Origin of the sequence: Streptomyces sp. WMMB303 (genome assembly GCF_029351045.1) — a bacterium.
GTDB lineage: Bacteria > Actinomycetota > Actinomycetes > Streptomycetales > Streptomycetaceae > Streptomyces.
Window position 1 is genome coordinate 2,532,345 of sequence record NZ_JARKIN010000001.1, and the last position, 14,945, is coordinate 2,547,289.

General features: G+C 76.4%; 10 protein-coding genes. 3 read left to right on the top strand and 7 right to left on the bottom strand.

Annotated features, from left to right (window positions below; genetic code table 11):
* Positions 1–175: 175 nt before the first annotated feature.
* From prfB to P2424_RS11425, 4 genes are all read right to left on the bottom strand, one after another.
* Positions 176–1,291, bottom strand: coding sequence for a peptide chain release factor 2 (gene prfB / locus P2424_RS11410; RefSeq protein ID WP_276475644.1), 1,116 nt, complete (start codon positions 1,289–1,291; stop codon positions 176–178).
* 35 nt (positions 1,292–1,326) lie between these two features.
* Positions 1,327–2,100: a 2OG-Fe dioxygenase family protein gene (locus P2424_RS11415; RefSeq protein ID WP_276475645.1), complete on the bottom strand. Its 774-nt coding sequence runs from the start codon at positions 2,098–2,100 to the stop codon at positions 1,327–1,329.
* Positions 2,101–2,343: 243 nt separating this feature from the next.
* On the bottom strand, positions 2,344–3,729 hold the full coding sequence (locus tag P2424_RS11420) for a serine/threonine-protein kinase (RefSeq protein WP_276475646.1): 1,386 nt from the start codon (positions 3,727–3,729) through the stop codon (positions 2,344–2,346).
* Between the two features lie 165 nt (positions 3,730–3,894).
* Positions 3,895–5,625: a serine/threonine-protein kinase gene (locus P2424_RS11425; RefSeq protein ID WP_276475647.1), complete on the bottom strand. Its 1,731-nt coding sequence runs from the start codon at positions 5,623–5,625 to the stop codon at positions 3,895–3,897.
* A gap of 375 nt (positions 5,626–6,000) precedes the next feature.
* Between P2424_RS11425 and P2424_RS11430 the strand changes: the two genes are divergently transcribed.
* Complete coding sequence (locus P2424_RS11430; RefSeq protein ID WP_276475648.1) at positions 6,001–10,140, top strand: FHA domain-containing protein; 4,140 nt, start codon at positions 6,001–6,003, stop codon at positions 10,138–10,140.
* Between the two features lie 49 nt (positions 10,141–10,189).
* Here the strand turns inward: P2424_RS11430 and P2424_RS11435 are convergent, their stop codons facing one another.
* The 3 genes from P2424_RS11435 to P2424_RS11445 form a co-directional block, all read right to left on the bottom strand.
* Positions 10,190–10,726, bottom strand: a complete 537-nt coding sequence (locus P2424_RS11435; RefSeq protein WP_276475649.1) for a GtrA family protein — start codon at positions 10,724–10,726, stop codon at positions 10,190–10,192.
* A 101-nt stretch (positions 10,727–10,827) separates the two neighbouring features.
* Positions 10,828–11,904 carry a decaprenyl-phosphate phosphoribosyltransferase gene (locus P2424_RS11440; RefSeq protein WP_276475650.1) on the bottom strand — a complete coding sequence of 359 codons (1,077 nt, stop codon included), beginning with the start codon at positions 11,902–11,904 and terminating at the stop codon, positions 10,828–10,830.
* Positions 11,901–12,437 (bottom strand): phosphatase PAP2 family protein, encoded by a 537-nt coding sequence (locus P2424_RS11445; RefSeq protein ID WP_276478931.1) that lies wholly within the window; start codon positions 12,435–12,437, stop codon positions 11,901–11,903. Before P2424_RS11445 ends, P2424_RS11440 begins: the two co-directional genes overlap by 4 nt.
* Positions 12,438–12,624: 187 nt before the next feature.
* On the opposite strand from P2424_RS11445, the gene P2424_RS11450 reads away from it, so the two are divergent.
* Together P2424_RS11450 and P2424_RS11455 are read left to right on the top strand one after the other, a co-directional pair.
* Positions 12,625–14,031, top strand: coding sequence for an FAD-binding oxidoreductase (locus tag P2424_RS11450; protein WP_276475651.1), 1,407 nt, complete (start codon positions 12,625–12,627; stop codon positions 14,029–14,031).
* 91 nt (positions 14,032–14,122) lie between these two features.
* Positions 14,123–14,896 carry a decaprenylphospho-beta-D-erythro-pentofuranosid-2-ulose 2-reductase gene (locus P2424_RS11455; protein WP_276475652.1) on the top strand — a complete coding sequence of 258 codons (774 nt, stop codon included), beginning with the start codon at positions 14,123–14,125 and terminating at the stop codon, positions 14,894–14,896.
* Positions 14,897–14,945 lie beyond the last annotated feature (49 nt).

Sequence of the window (14,945 nt, forward strand, 5' to 3'; positions counted from 1 at the left end):
ATGTCGTACCCCCACCCGGACTGCCGCCGTCTTCACCGGGGCTCTCTCGCCCCGTTCATGCGCTCCTGACACAGGCATGCCGAGCCAACAGCTTTCCCCAGCCCTCATACGCGCGTCAAGCGAAGATCCGTCGAAGAGTGCCGGCACCGACCCCCCGCGAGGTCCTGACGCGACGTCAGCTCTGGGCCTGCTCCTGCTGCTTGCGCCAGCGGATACCGGCCTCCAGGAAGCTGTCGATGTCGCCGTCGAGCACGCCCTGCGGGTTGCCCACCTCGTACTCGGTGCGCAGGTCCTTGACCATCTGATACGGGTGCAGGACGTACGAACGCATCTGGCTGCCCCAGGAGTTGCCTCCGTCGCCCTTGAGCGCGTCCATCTTGGCCTGCTCCTCCTGGCGGCGGTGGGCGAGCAGTCGTGCCTGCATGACGCGCATGGCGGCGGCGCGGTTCTGGATCTGCGACTTCTCGTTCTGGCAGGAGACCACGATGCCGGTCGGCAGGTGCGTCATGCGCACCGCCGAGTCCGTGGTGTTCACCGACTGGCCACCGGGACCCGAGGAGCGAAAGACATCGATCCGCAGCTCGTTCTCCGGAATGTCGATGTGGTCCACCTGCTCCACGACCGGAAGCACCTCGACCCCGGCGAACGAGGTCTGGCGGCGGCCCTGGTTGTCGAACGGCGAGATGCGCACCATCCGGTGCGTGCCCTGCTCCACCGAGAGCGTGCCGTAGGCGTACGGCGCCTTCACCGTGAAGGTCGCGGACTTGATGCCCGCCTCCTCCGCGTAGGAGATGTCGAACACCTCGGTGGGGTAGTCCCGGCGCTCGGCCCAGCGCAGATACATGCGCATCAGCTGCTCGGCGAAGTCGGCGGCATCCACACCACCCGCCTCGGCCCGGACACTGACGACCGCCTCACGCGGGTCGTACTCACCGGACAGCAGCGTGCGGACCTCCAGCTCGTCCACGGTCTTGCGGACCGCCGCCAGCTCGTTGTCCGCCTCGGCGCGGGCGTCCGCGTCGTCCTCGCTCTCGGCCAGCTCGAAGAGCACCCCGACGTCGTCGATACGCCCCCGCAGCTCCTCGACTCTGCGCAGCTGCCCCTGGAGGTAGGAGAGCCGGCTGGTCACTTTCTGCGCGTTCTCGACGTCGTCCCACAGGTCGGGGGCCGCCGCCCGCTCCTCGAGCGCGGCGATGTCTGACCGCATTTTGCCCAGGTCAAGGACGGCCTCGATCGACTCCATGGTGGAGGAGAGGGACTTCAGCTCTTCGGATACATCGACGACTGCCACGCTCCCCACCCTAACCGCAAGCCGCCACCCCAGCCCTAGCCCACTTGGGCGTCACGCTCCGCGCTGCGGTGTGCCGTCAGCGTGGTCACCAGCACGTCCCGGCGCGCGGGCGCGGTGGTCTCCGCCGGACGGACGGCGCCCACCTCGTGCAAGGTGGCCCGGTCGTCGCCGAGCAACAGGCTGCCCGGCTCGTGCAGGGTGGCGGTCAGCAGCCGGGTGCCGTCGGGCGCGTAGACGACGTGCCGGCCGCCGACGGCGTTCTGCCTGCCGACCAGCAGGGAACTCACCAGCGTCGCCCCGGCACGGTGCCGCCCCTCGGGAACGGGCAGCGCGGCCCGGTCGGCCGAGGCGATGACCCGGATCGGATGCGCTCTGACGCTCCACACCCCGGCGTCCTGCAGACAGCTCGCGATCCGGCCCAGCATCCGCACCAGCGCCTTGAAGAGCGGGTCGGCAGCGAAGACGTCGGTGAGCGGCTCGATGTGGCCGTCGTCCCCGAGCGGGAGCGGGCCGGTGTCCCCGGGCTGCGCGAAGGCCGGGTGCGGCGTGGGGCGCAGCGCACCGGTGCGGTCCAGCGAGAAGTGTCCGTAGCGGCGCAGCCGGTGCGTGTCGTCCCACGCGGCGTGGCCTTCGGGCGCCAGGTCCTCCCAGTGCAGGCCGAACCGCCGCCAGTCGGCCGCGTCGGCTCCCACGCACCGGGAGACGGCCGCCGATTCCATCACATGGGCGTGCCGGGAGAGCAGCGCCTGCCGGGCCCGGGCGATCTCGCCCGCGCTGCGCAGCATCGGAGCGCCCGCCATGTCCTCCATGGGCACCTCCCTCCTGCCCTGCCGGTGCGGCCGGTCGGTCCGGTGCGGCCCACTCGCCGGGTCGATACAGCCGGTGGGCCGGGCGCTCCGGTCCGGGACATCCGACCGGTGCCGGGGCGTCCGCCGGACCGCGGCACTCCGGGCACCCGCCCGCCGGCTCCGGCACCTCCGCGTCCGGCTCGGCACGTCCAGGCTGCTACGCGCCGGCGCGCTCCGCATCCGGACCCGGCGCACGGCCCCCGGTCAGTCCGTCGGGTACCCGGACGCGGGCACCCGCAACGAGCCGGTGTCCTCATCGGCGGTGGCCAGCCAGCCGCCCACCGCGAGGGCCACGGCGGCCAGCGCGGCGGCAACGCCTATTTTCAGCCGTCTGCGCCGCACAGCGGCCCGGTGCCGCGCGGACCCCGCGCGCGCCTCGCCCGCGGCGCGGGGCGTGCGTGCCGTGCCGTGCGCCCCGCCGGCCAGCTCGTCCTCGCCGGGCACCCGCATGCTCGTGTGGGTGTCCCGGTTCGCGTCCGGGCCGACCCGCGAGTGGACGAGGGGCACGGCGCCACCGCCCGCGGCGGCCGCCGCGCCGGGACCGGCACGCCGATCGGGCGCCGCCCCTCCGGCGCCGCCCGCGCGGTCCCCGCCCGGCGAGTGGCCGGGGTGGGCGTCGTCGCCCGCGTACTCGTCGTGATCGGGGTACGCGTCGTGGTCTGCGTACTCGGCGAACTCGTCGTGTTCACCGTATTCACGGTATTCAGCGTATTCGTCGCATTCATCGTATTCGTCGCCCTGCTCGTCGATGTCGAGCGGCGGCAGCCCCTCCAGAGCCGGCTGCAGCTCGCGCAGCCGGGCCGCCAGCTCCGCGGCGCGCAGCCGGGAGGCGGGGGCCTTGGCGAGGCACTGGTGGACAAGCTGCCACAGCTCGTCCGGGATGCCGGGCAGCGGCGCCACGGTCTCGGTCACATGTCTGCGCAGCACCGCGCCGGGGTGGCCGCCGCCGAACGGGGTGAAACCGGCCAGCAGTTCGTAGACGACGGTCGCCAGCGCGTAGATGTCGACGGCGGCGCGCGGCGGCAGCCCTTCGACGATCTCGGGCGCCAGGTAGTCGGGAGTGCCGATGATCGAGGTGGCGCGGGTGCGGCTGGGCGAGTCGATGAGCTTGGCGACGCCGAAATCGGTCAGCAGCGCGGGCGGCGCCCCGCCGGGTCCCTCCAGCGCCAAGGCGTCCAGCAGCACGTTCTCCGGCTTCACGTCGCGGTGCACCAGCCCTGCGGCGTGCGCGGCGGCCAGCGCGTCGGCGACGTCGGCGGCGATGGCGCACGCCGCGGCGGGCGCCAGGCGGCGGTCCCGCTCCAGCCGGGTGCGCAGATCGGTGCCCCGCACCAGGTCCATGACCAGGGCCAGTTCGTTGCCGTCCACGACCAGGTCGCGCACGCCGACGACGCGCGGATGGTCGAGGCACAGCAGCGCGCTGCGCTCCTGCACGAACCGCTCGACCAGATCCTGGTCGGAGGCGAGGTCCTCACGCAGCAGCTTGATGGCGACGGGACCCTCCGGTCCGTCACCGAGCCACACCGTGCCGGCGCTGCCGCGGCCGAGAATGCGGTGTGCCGTGTAGCGACTGCCGATCTTCCGTGCCATGGCGACAAAGCTACGCGGCGGGGCCCGGGTTGGGAGCCCCGGATGCCGGTAACTGTCACTTCTGAGGGGGAAATCCCCCTTCAGGTGTCGACAAATCCCCATGGTCGCCGGTGTTCAGGTCCGGCGCCACGGGATTCCGGTTCGGCTGCCGGGCGGGCCGGCGCCTCAGCTGTTGACCTTGTCGAAGAAGTCCCCGATCTCGCGGAACACGTCCTTCGTCGACTCCCAGAAGCTCTTGCCGTCGGCCCACCACTGCGGAGCGTCCGTCAGATTCCAGAACAGCACTCCGGCCACCACGAGGATCACGATGAGGAACAGGCACCCCTTGAGGCAACCCAGCCCCGGAATGCGCATGGGGTTGGCGCTGCGCTGCCGCGGCTCGCGACGCTGCCGGGGCTCGCGCGGCGGCCTCCCTTGCCGCGGGTCCCGCTGCGGCCTCGGGTCCCGCTGCGGCCGGGGCTCCCGGCCCCTGGGCGGCTGCGGCTCATAGCGCTGCGGCGGCTGCTGCGCGGGCTGCTGCCCGTACTGGCCGTACTGCCCCTGCCCGCCGTACTGCCCGTGGTCCTGCGGGCCGGGAGGCGGCGGGGCCTGCCGCTGAGGGCGGCGGCGCAGCGGATCCATGCTGGGATCGAGCGGCTGGAACTGGGTCTGCTCGTTGCGGTCCCGGGCCGCACGCAACTGGTTCTCCCACGGGTGGGGGCCGTCCTGCTGCGGAGCCCCGCCCGGCCCGCCCTGCGGCGGACCGCCCGGGACCGGCGGCATGACCCGGGTGGAGTCGGCGCCGCCCTGGCTCCCCTGCCCGTAGCCACCCTGCGGACCGCCGGTCTGCGGCAGCACATTGGTCTCGGCCGACGGATCGTACTGTCCGGGCGCGCCGTGCGGGCCGCCCGTCTGCGGCAGGACGTCCGTCTGCGCCGCGGGATCGTACTGCCCCCCGCCGCCCGGTGCCGGGGCGCCGGGCGCGGACCCCGGGACGGGTGCGGGCGCCGGATCGGGCGCCAGCAGCGCGGCCACCCCGAGCGCGGCGCCCGCGGCCTGCGGCGTGGCCTGGGCGCCGATGCCGCCGGCGACGGCCCGCAGGCCGCGCGCCAGGTTCTCGGCGCTGGGCCGCTCGTCCGGGTTCTTGCGCAGGCAGTGCTCGATGACCGTCCACAGCGGGTCGGGGAGGTGCGCGGGGCGCTCGGGCTCCTGTGCCAGATGCTGGTGCAGGACGGCGAGGGCGCTGTCGCCGCTGAACGGCGGGTAGCCGCTGACCAGCTCGTACAGCAGGATGCCCGCGCCGTAGACGTCCACCGCGGAGGTCTGCGGGCGGCCCTCGGCCGACTCGGGCGCGACATAGGCGGGGGTGCCGACGAACTCCTGGGTACGCGTCAGCCCCGGCGAGTCCGCGAGCCGGGCGATGCCGAAGTCGGTGAGCATCGGGCGCATGCCGTTCTCGTCCTCGGTGAGCAGGACGTTCGCGGGCTTCAGGTCCCGGTGTACGACGCCGTCGGCGTGGCTGGCGGCCAGCGCGTCGGCCACCTGCGCGGTGACCAAGCAGGCGGCGATGGGCGAGAACGGGCCGTTCTCGCGCAGGTAGCGATGCAGGTCCGGGCCCTCGACGAGGTCCATCACGAGCGCCAGCAGATCGCCCTCGACCACGAGGTCGCGGGTTCTGACGATGTTGTGGTGCGTCAGCCGCAGCAGCACGGAGCGCTCCCGCAGGAAGCGCATCACCACGTCGGGGTCGTTGGCGAGCTCCTCCTTGAGGACCTTGATCGCGACGGTCTCGCCGGGCTGCCCGGCCACCGCCGCCTCCGAGCCCGCCGTCTCGCGCTGGCGGGCCCGCCAGACGGTGCCCGTGGCGCCGCGCCCCAGCGGCTCTTCGAGCAGGTACTTGCTGCCTACCGGCCGCACGTCATGCGCTCCCTGGTCTCGTTCTGCAATCCCGCCCACAATAGTGCCGCCGCGCAAGGCGGCGCCGAGGCTCGCACCCGCTCCCGGGCACGCGCGCTGCCGACGCGGCCCATCGGGCACGAGTCGGTGCCCGATGGGCACGCCCGGCCGGACGACTCCCCCGGAAGACGCACGCGGGGTGGCGATGGTTGCGGCGGCGCCGTCACCCGGTCAAGATCATCAGCGCGGCAGAATCGGGCGGATGGCCAGGACCGGCTCCGCTGTCGGTCGCGGGTGCGAGTATGCATGCAGTGGTACGGACGATGTGCCGGCGCGTGAGCGCGGTGGGTGGGCTGCCCGCCGAGCGCGCGGCGCGGACGGGACCTGGAGGCGCAGATGCAGATCCGGCTGACTGTCGCGCCGGCGCCACGTGGCGCGCGCGGCACGGCGGACGCGGGCGGGGGCCGCACGGGGCCGGCAGCACGCCCCGCCGCCCGGCCGCAGTCGGCACAGCCCCCGGCCCAGCCGGTCGGACAGGCGAACGTACTGATCACGGCTCCGGCGGGCACCGTACTGTCGGCGGTGACCAGCGCGCTGGCGACCTCGGCCGCGGCAGCGCTGGCCGCGGCGACCGCCGCGTCCGGTTCCGCCGGGGACGAGGCGGCGGGCCAGGAGGAGGCGGCGCAGGAGCCCGTGGTCGTCTACGCCGGGACCCGGCGGCTCGACCCGCACCGCCAGATCATCGGCGAGCCCCCGCTGCTGGACGGCGCGCTCATCTCCCTGCACGCCCCTGTCGCCCCCGCCGCGCTCCCCGCGCACGGCGCCGCCGTGACGGCGCTGACGGCATACGGCTCGGCCCGAGCCCGGCTGCATGTCACCGGCGGCCCCGACGCGGGCGGGATCCACCTGCTGCAGGGCGGCACGGTCCACCTCGGGCGCGGCGCGGAGGCCGACGTCCCGCTGGACGATCCCGACGTCTCCCGGCTGCACTGCGCCGTCACCGTGACCGACGGCGGCACGGTCACCGTGACCGACCTCGGCTCCACCAACGGCACCACGGTCGAGGGCACCCCGGTCGGCCGGCAGCCCGTCCTGCTGCGCCCCGGCGCCACGCTGCGCATCGGCGAGACAACCGTCCGGCTGGAGGCCGCGAACCGTACCGGCCCGCAGCCGGACGCCGCCACGGCCCCCTCCGGCCCGGCCGCACCGCTGGCCCTGCCCACGGCGCCGGACGGCGAGGGGCGCCTCCGCCTCCTCCCCGAGCGGCCCGCCGGGAGCGGCACCGCGGCTGACCCGGAACCGGCTGCCCCCTCCGGCGAGGTGCCGGGCCCCCGCGGGGGCACCCCTCGGGCGGCCGAACACTGGGGCACCGGGGACGGCCCGGGCCACTCCGCGCACTCCTACGCACCGGCCTCCGGCGGCCCCTTCCCCGGGGCCGACATGACACACGGCGCGGGCCTCGTACCGCCCGGCGGCGCGGATTCCGGTGCCGCCGGGCCGGAGCCGGACGGCGGAGAGGCGGCAGCCCGCAGAGGCCGGGGGCTGAGCGCCTGGGCCCGGCGCCTCACCGCCCGCGCGGAGCCGGCCGGTCCCGTCGCGGCGCCCGGTGGCGGCCCGCGGCACCCCGACCCCGAGCCGCACGGGCCGACGCGCTACGGCTCCGGCACCGCGAGCGGCTACGCGGCGCACCCGGCCGAGGGCCTCGGAAACCGCCGGGAGGCCACCGCCGACAGCCTGTCGACCCCGCCCGGCGGCGCGAAGCGCTGGCCGGACCCGGCCTCGGTGCTGCTGAGCGCTCTCGGGCCGGGCCCCCGGCTGTGGGAGCGGGGCCCGGAGCATCCGGACGCGCTGACCGTGCGGCTCGGTATCGCGCACCGCGGCGGCGGGCACGGCGACGCGGTCACCGCGGACCTGCGCCGAGCGGGCGCGCTCGGGCTGGCGGGGCCGCGGGCGCGGCTGGCCGGACTGGCGCGGTCCGTGCTCGCGCAGTTGACGGCTCTGCACGGGCCCAGCGCGCTGGAGATCGTCCTGCTGTCCGCCGACCCGGCGCGCAGCGCCCGGGCGCGGCAGCAGGAGTGGGCGTGGCTCGGCTGGCTGCCCCATCTGCGCCCGGGGCACGGCCAGGACTGCGGGCTGCTGACGGCCTACGACCACGACCAGGCCGCCGCGCGCACGGCTGAGCTGGTACGGCGGCTGGAGGCCCAGGGCTCGGCCCCCCGCCACTCGGGCACCCGCGGCCCCGCCGCGGTCGTGGTGGTGGACGGCGACCCGGGCTCCGCGGCGCTGCGCGCGAGCATGGCCCGGCTGGCGCGGGAGGGCCCGGCCGCCGGTATCCATCTGCTCTGCCTGGCCGAGACACCGCCCGCCAGCCCGTCCTCGCCCCTGACCGCGACTCTCGAAGCGGCGGACGGCGCCTGCCCCGGGTTCGCCGAGTGCGGCACCGTCGCCCTGCTGAGCGGTGACGTCGCCACGGCGGTCAAGGTCCTGCACCCGACCGGACGGGCAGCTCCGTACGGCACCCCGGAGCATCCGGACGGACCGGCCGGGCGGGACGGACAGGCCGGACACAACGCCCGGGAGGGACACGCCGGACCGCGCGGACAGCAGCGGCTGGACGGCCAGGCCCCGGCTGCCGGCGGGGCGCCGCAGGCCAGGACCGGCCGGCCGGCCGCGGCGGGCGGCGGCCCGGGTGCGCCGCGTGGACCCGTGGCCACCGTGGACGCAGTGTCGGCGGCGTGGGCCGAGCGGTTCGCGCGGGCGCTGGCCCCGCTGCGGGAACCCGAGGGCGCGGGGACCGGCGCGTCGGCCACCCCGACGGTGACCCTGCCGGAGCAGTGCCGGCTCCTGGAGGAGCTGGGGCTGGCCCGGGCGACCCCCGCCGCACTGCTCGCCCGCTGGTCGGAGCGGGCCGCCGGCACCGCGGGCCGGGTCCCGCTGGTCTTCGGTGCCGGTCCGCACGGGCCGCTGGAAGCCGACCTCTCGGACCTGTCGGCGCTGCCCGACGGGATGGCACCCGCCGTCCCCGAGGGCGACCCCGGCGGAGCGGACCGCGCCCTGCCGGGCCACGCCTTCGTCAGCGGCGGCCCCGGATCCGGCAAGACCGAACTGCTCCGTTCGCTGGCGGCCTCCCTCGCCGCCGGGGAGCGCCCGGACCGGCTCGCGCTGGTGCTGGTGGACGGCGCGGGTGCGGACGCCGGGGACGGATTGCGGGTGTGCGAGGAGCTTCCGCACACCACCGCGCGGCTGACGGCGGGCGACCCGGTGCGGATGCGGCAGTTCGCGCAGTCGCTGAGCGCCGAGCTGAAGCGGCGGGCCGAACTGATCGGTGACGAGAGCAGCTTCGAGGAGTATGTGCGGTCGGCGGCCCGCCCCTCCGGACGGGTGGTGGCGCCACGTCGGGCGCCCGAGCGGGAGCCGGTACGGGAAGCGGCCGCCGAGCCCCGGCCCGGGGAGAGCGTGCAGGTCCCGGCCCCCGCCCGGGCGCCCGAGGAGCGGACCGCCGTGGCCGCACACCGGCCCGGGGGGCACGGTGGCGGAGCCCCGGAGGACCGCACCGCGGGCGGGAGCACGGCTCCGGGCGGCGGGAGGCATGTCGGCGGAAGCGGCGGAGGGCTGGAGGCACTGCCGCAGCAGGCCGGAGCGCCCGACGAGCCCGCCGGGGCGCCCTCGGCGGCCGCGGGCGGGGCGGAGCGGCGACCGGACCCGGGCGACCGAGCCGTCCCGGGCGGCGGGACGGCGGCGGAGCCCGAGCCGGACGGCACCCGGCGCACGCTCCGGCTGCGGCGCGCCGACGCGCGGCCCGGTGAGCAGCCGCCCGCGGAGCCGGGTACGGCCGCGGCGTCCCGCGCCGAGACAGCCCGTGAGGGGTCCGGCGCCGAAGCAGTCCGCGCCGACTCCTCCCCTGACGCGACTGGTTCCCGGCGTACCGGTGGGCAGGACGGCGACGCCCCGGCGCCCGCGCTGACGTCGCCCTCCCCGCTGGGCCCCGGTGGTGTGCCGCCCCGGCTCGTAGTGCTGGTGGACGACTTCGACACGCTGGTCGACCCTGCGCTGGGCAACCCCGGCCGTCCCGCGGCCGGTTCGGTGGTGCGGGCGCTGGAGGCGGTGGCCCGGGCGGGGAGCCGGCTCGGCGTGCATGTGATCGCGGCGACCGGCCGCGCCGACCGCACGGTGCACACGGCGCCGGCCCGTACGGCGGCGCTGCATGTGGAGCTGACCGGCGGCGAACGCGGCGCCGAGGGCACGCCCCGCGGCCGGGGCACGCTGACGCTGCGTCAGCGCCGGGGGCCGGAGGGCACCGTGGTCGGCGGGGTTCCGGTCGCCTTCCAGGCGGGCCGGGTCACCGGCCGGATCCCCCGGACCGCGACGCTGCGGCCCACGGTGGTGCCGTTGGACTGGGCGCGCGCCGGGGACCCGCCGGCGCGCCGCCAGGTACGGGAGTTGGGCAACGGGCCGACCGATCTGGCGCTGCTGGCCAGCGCGATGGAGCGGGCGGCCCGCCAGGTGACGCCGGGGACCGCAGCGGGCCCCGCATAGGCACGGTGTGTCCGGCGGCGGGCGGGCCCCCGGGGTGGCCGGCCGCCCCTCACGCGGCCCCCGCCCCGCCGTCGACCCGCGACCGTCCCCGCGCGGTCGGCGCACCCTCCGGGCCGCGCGCACCGTCCGGGCCCCGCGTGCCGGAGAAGACCAGGGTGCGGGTCCCCCAGAAGCGCACGGCGGTGCCCAGCACCAGGCCCACTCCGGCGCCGGAGACGACGTCGGCGAGGGTGGAGGTCAGTCCCAGCAGCTGCCGGGAGACGCCGAGGCAGCCGAGCTGCACGGCCCCGCCCGCCGCGTTGACCAGCACGAAGACGCTGAACCTCCGCCAGCCTCCGGCCACCCGGCGGCCGCGCAGCCGGTAGGGGCCCAGCGCGTTGCCCGTGTAGGCGACGGCGACGCCCGCCACGAAGGACAGGGCCTTGGCGTACATCGGGTCCATCCCGACGGGACCGCGCAGCCACAGGAAGCCGCCGAGGTCCGCGAGGAAGGCGAAGACACCGACGGCGGCGAATCCGGCGAGCTCCGCGCAGAACGCGCGGAGCCGCGGCGGCACCCGGGAGGCGGGGGCACTCGGCGCCCTCACCGCGCGGCCCCTCCGACGCCCGGCCCTCCCGGCTTCCTGGACGCGCACGGCGCCGGACCTCGCCGCCGCGCACGGCGCCGGACCTCGCGGACGCGCACGGTCTACATCCCCGCGACCGACAGCCCGTACAGCGCCGCCCAGCACAGCGCGGTGACCGCCAGCGGGGGGTCGCGCAGCAGGACGTCCTCGGGGGAGCCGGACGCGCCGCGGTCGGTGAAGACGGCGTACCGCAGCACCGCCAGGATCAGCGGCACCATGGAGAGTTGCCGGCACAGTGTGGCCCCGGCGCCGGTGCCGTCCTCCAACGCCCAGAGACAGTAGGCGAGCACCGCGGCTCCGGCGGCGAGCTGCCAGACGAAGCGCAGATAGCCGACGGTGTACTCGCGCAGCAGTGCCCGGGTGCCGCCCTCGCCCTCGCCCATCAGCAGCGCCTCCGAGTAGCGCTTGCCCGCCACCATGAACAGCGCGCCGAACCCGGCGGTGATCAGGAACCAGCGGGAGAGCGGAATGCCCAGCGCCAGCCCGCCGGACATCGCACGCATCACGAACCCGGCGGTCACCACGGCCAGGTCGATCACCAGGACGCGCTTGAGCCGCAGGCAGTAGGCGACCTGCATGACCACGTAGCCCGCGAGCAGCGCCGCGGTCGCGGTGTTGCACAGCAGCGCGGCGGCTGTGGTGGAGGCCAGGGCGAGGAGGGTGCCGAGGGCGTAGGCGAGGGGTACCGGCACGGTTCCGGCGGCGACGGGGCGGCGGCACTTGTCGGGGTGGGCCCGGTCCGCCTCCGCGTCGCGGGCGTCGTTGAGCAGGTAGACGGCCGCCGCTGCCGCGGTGAACAGGGCGAAGACGAGGGCGAGCGCGAGCACCGTGCGCACTGCTGCCAGTTCACCGGCGGCGGCGGGCGCGGCGAGGACGAGGAGGTTCTTCACCCACTGGCGGGGCCGTACGGTCAGCAGCAGCCCGCCGGGGAGGGTCCCGGCGAACCCGGTCGGCTGTCCGGCGGCCGGTCCGGCGCCGACGGCGAGGCGCGACTCGGAAGCCGGCCCCGCGGTCGGTCCGGCGCTCTGCTCGGCCGGCGACTCCACCGTCTGCTCGGCGGTCTGCTCGGCGTCGGGGTCCGGGGCGGTCCCGGCGGGCCGGTGCCCGGGGGAGCCGGTCAGCGTGGAGCGTTCGGTCATCCGGCCGCCCCCTCCGCAGCCCGCGCCGCGGAGCCGGGCAGGGCCGGGGGCTGCGCGTCCTGCGGCCGGGCGGCCGCACCCAGCCGGACGACCAGCGCGCCCAGGGCAGCGCCCGCCACCACGTCCGAGGGGTGGTGCACACCGGCGACCAGCCGGGAGACGCAGATCAGCGCGGCCAGCGCGGCCAGCGGCGTCTCGTACCGCAGTCCGCCCAGGGCCAGCGCCGCCGCACCGGAGGAGGCGGCGTGCGAGCTGGGGAAGGAGTGCCGCCCCGCCGTCCGTACGAGCGGGACGCGGCCCGCCGGCTCGGGGCGCGGGCGGCGCACGACCCGCTTGATCCCCATGCTGGCCAGATGCGCGGCACCCACGAGTCCGGTGCCCCGGAGCCAACGCTCCCGCTGCGTACGGTCCGTGGCGGCGCCGGCGAGTCCGACCAGGAGCCAGACGGCCGCGTGCTCCCCGCTCCAGGACAGCGCGCGGGCGACGCCGGCCACCCGGGCGTCGGCCGCGCAGTCACCCAGAGCGCACGACAGCCGCCGCTCCCACTGTCGTACCGCTTTCGCTGCCACGCTCCGACTCTGCCGCGCCCGGCGCCGCCGCAGGCCGAGCCGCGAGCCGACACACGCCGTTTCACCCTTTCAGCGACCTTTGGGCGACACCGGCGACGCCACCGGCACGGCCTCCCCTGCCGGGCATTTCCTGGCGCTTACCGTCTCGTCCATGCCCGCTCAGCACCTCCAGCGCGATGTGTCCGCACCGCCCGACCGCAGCGCCCGGCTGCTGACCGGCTGGGGCGGCACCGCCCCCACCGGCGCCCGGGTGCTGCGGCCGCGCACCCGCCAGGAGGCGGTGGCGGCGGTCCTGGAGTGCGGGGCGCGCGGCAGCATCCCGCGCGGCCTGGGCCGGGCCTACGGGGACGCGGCGCAGAACGCGGGCGGCACCGTCCTGGACACCACCGGGCTGGACCGGGTGCTGGCGGTCGACGCGGCCGAGGGGACGGTGACCTGCGAGGCGGGGGTCAGTCTGCACCGGCTGATGACGGTGCTGCTGCCGCTGGGCTGGTTCGTACCGGTGACCCCGGGGACCCGCTATGTGACGGTCGGCGGCGCGATCGGCGCGGACATCCACGGCAAGAACCATCACCTCTCGGGCTCCTTCAGCCGCCATGTGTGCTCCCTGGAGCTGCTGACGGCGGACGGGCAGGTGCGGACGGTCGTGCCGGGCACCGAGCTGTTCGACGCCACGGCGGGCGGGATGGGCCTGACCGGGCTGGTGCTGAGCGCGACGGTGCGCCTGCTGCCGGTGGAGACGTCGCTGATGGCGGTGGACACCGAGCGGCTCCCCGACCTGGACTCACTGCTGGCCACGCTGACCGCGAGCGACCACCGGCACCGTTACTCGGTGGCCTGGATCGACCTGCTGGCGCGCGGCACGGCGGCCGGACGCGCTGTGCTGACCCGCGGCGACCACGCGCCGCTGGCCGCGCTGCAACAACGGGGGCGCACGGCGCGCGCGGCGCGCAGGGACCCGCTGGCCTTCCGCCCCGGGCGGTTGCCGCCCGCGCCGCGCACCGTGCCCGGCGGGCTGCTGCGGGGCAGCACGGTCTCGGCTTTCAACAAGTTCTGGTACCACAAGGCGCCCCGCCGCCGGAGGGGCGAACTCCAGCGGCTCGCCTCCTTCTTCCACCCGCTGGACGGGCTGCCGCACTGGAACCGGGTCTACGGCAGCGCGGGGTTCGTGCAGTGGCAGTGCGTGGTGGCGCACGAGCACGACGACGCGCTGCGCCGCATCGTGCGGCTGATCTCGCGCCGCTCCTGCCCCTCTTTCCTCGCCGTCCTCAAGCGGTTCGGCGCCGGGGACCCGGGGTGGCTCTCCTTCCCCGCGGAGGGCTGGACGCTGGCGCTGGACATCCCGACCGGGCTGCCGGGGCTGGCGGACTTCCTCGACCTGCTGGACGAGGAGGTCGCGCTGGCCGGGGGACGGCTGTATCTGGCCAAGGACGCGCGCATGCGGCCCGAGCTGCTGGCGGGGATGTATCCGCGGCTGGCCGACTTCCGGGAGCTGCGCGCCCGGCTGGACCCGCGCGGCGTCTTCACCTCGGATCTGGCCCGGCGGCTGGCCCTGTGACACCGCGCCCGGCCGGACACCTCCCCGCCCCGCGCGCCCCCGGTCCCGCCCATCCCGGACCGGCATCCCGGAAGAACAGTCAGGAGCACTCATGAAGGACGCCTTCGGTTCCCCCCAGTCGCTGCTCGTCCTGGGCGGCACGTCCGAGATCGCGCTGGCGGCCGTGCGCCGCTTCATGGCCCGCCGCGCCCGCACGGTATGGCTCGCGGGGCGGCCGGGGCCGGGGCTGGACGCGGCGGCGGCCGGCCTCCGGGAGGAGGCGGCGGCGCACGGCGCGGAGGTCGCCGTGCGCACGGTCCCGTTCGACGCGCTGGCCCCGGAGACACACGAGGAGGTGCTGGAGAAGGTCTTCGCCGAGGGCGACATCGACCTGGTCCTGCTCGCCTTCGGGGTGCTGGGCGAGCAGTACCGCGACGAGCAGGACCCGATGGCGGCCGTGCGCCTCACCCGGACGAACTACACCGGCGCCGTCTCCTCCGGGCTGGTGTGTGCGAACGCGCTGCGCGCCCAGGGGCACGGGTCGCTGGTGGTGCTCTCCTCGGTCGCCGGAGAGCGGGCACGCCGGGTCAACTTCCTCTACGGGTCCAGCAAGGCGGGACTGGACGCGTTCGCACAGGGCCTGGGGGACGCGCTGCACGGCTCGGGGGCGCATGTGCTGGTCGTGCGGCCCGGATTCGTGCACACCCGGATGACGGCGGGACGCACGCCCGCACCGCTGGCCACCACGCCGGGCGCGGTGGCGGAGGCGATCGAGCAGGGGGTGCGGCGCCGGGCGCGGACGGTGTGGGTGCCGGCCGCGCTGGGCCCGGTGATGAGCGTGCTGCGGCACCTGCCGCGCAGCGTCTTCCGGCGGCTGCCGGGCTGAGGACCGGGCACCCGGGACGGCCCCGGGGAGCGGCCTTCCGGGACGACCG

Bases quoted from the DNA above. Each gene is read 5' to 3' on its own strand.
- P2424_RS11430 (WP_276475648.1), top strand. From the start codon at position 6,001: ATGCAGATCCGGCTGACTGTCGCGCCGGCGCCACGTGGCGCGCGCGGC.
- P2424_RS11455 (WP_276475652.1), top strand. From the start codon at position 14,123: ATGAAGGACGCCTTCGGTTCCCCCCAGTCGCTGCTCGTCCTGGGCGGC.
- P2424_RS11450 (WP_276475651.1), top strand. From the start codon at position 12,625: ATGCCCGCTCAGCACCTCCAGCGCGATGTGTCCGCACCGCCCGACCGC.
- P2424_RS11420 (WP_276475646.1), bottom strand. From the start codon at position 3,729: ATGGCACGGAAGATCGGCAGTCGCTACACGGCACACCGCATTCTCGGC.
- P2424_RS11440 (WP_276475650.1), bottom strand. From the start codon at position 11,904: ATGACCGAACGCTCCACGCTGACCGGCTCCCCCGGGCACCGGCCCGCC.
- P2424_RS11415 (WP_276475645.1), bottom strand. From the start codon at position 2,100: ATGGAGGACATGGCGGGCGCTCCGATGCTGCGCAGCGCGGGCGAGATC.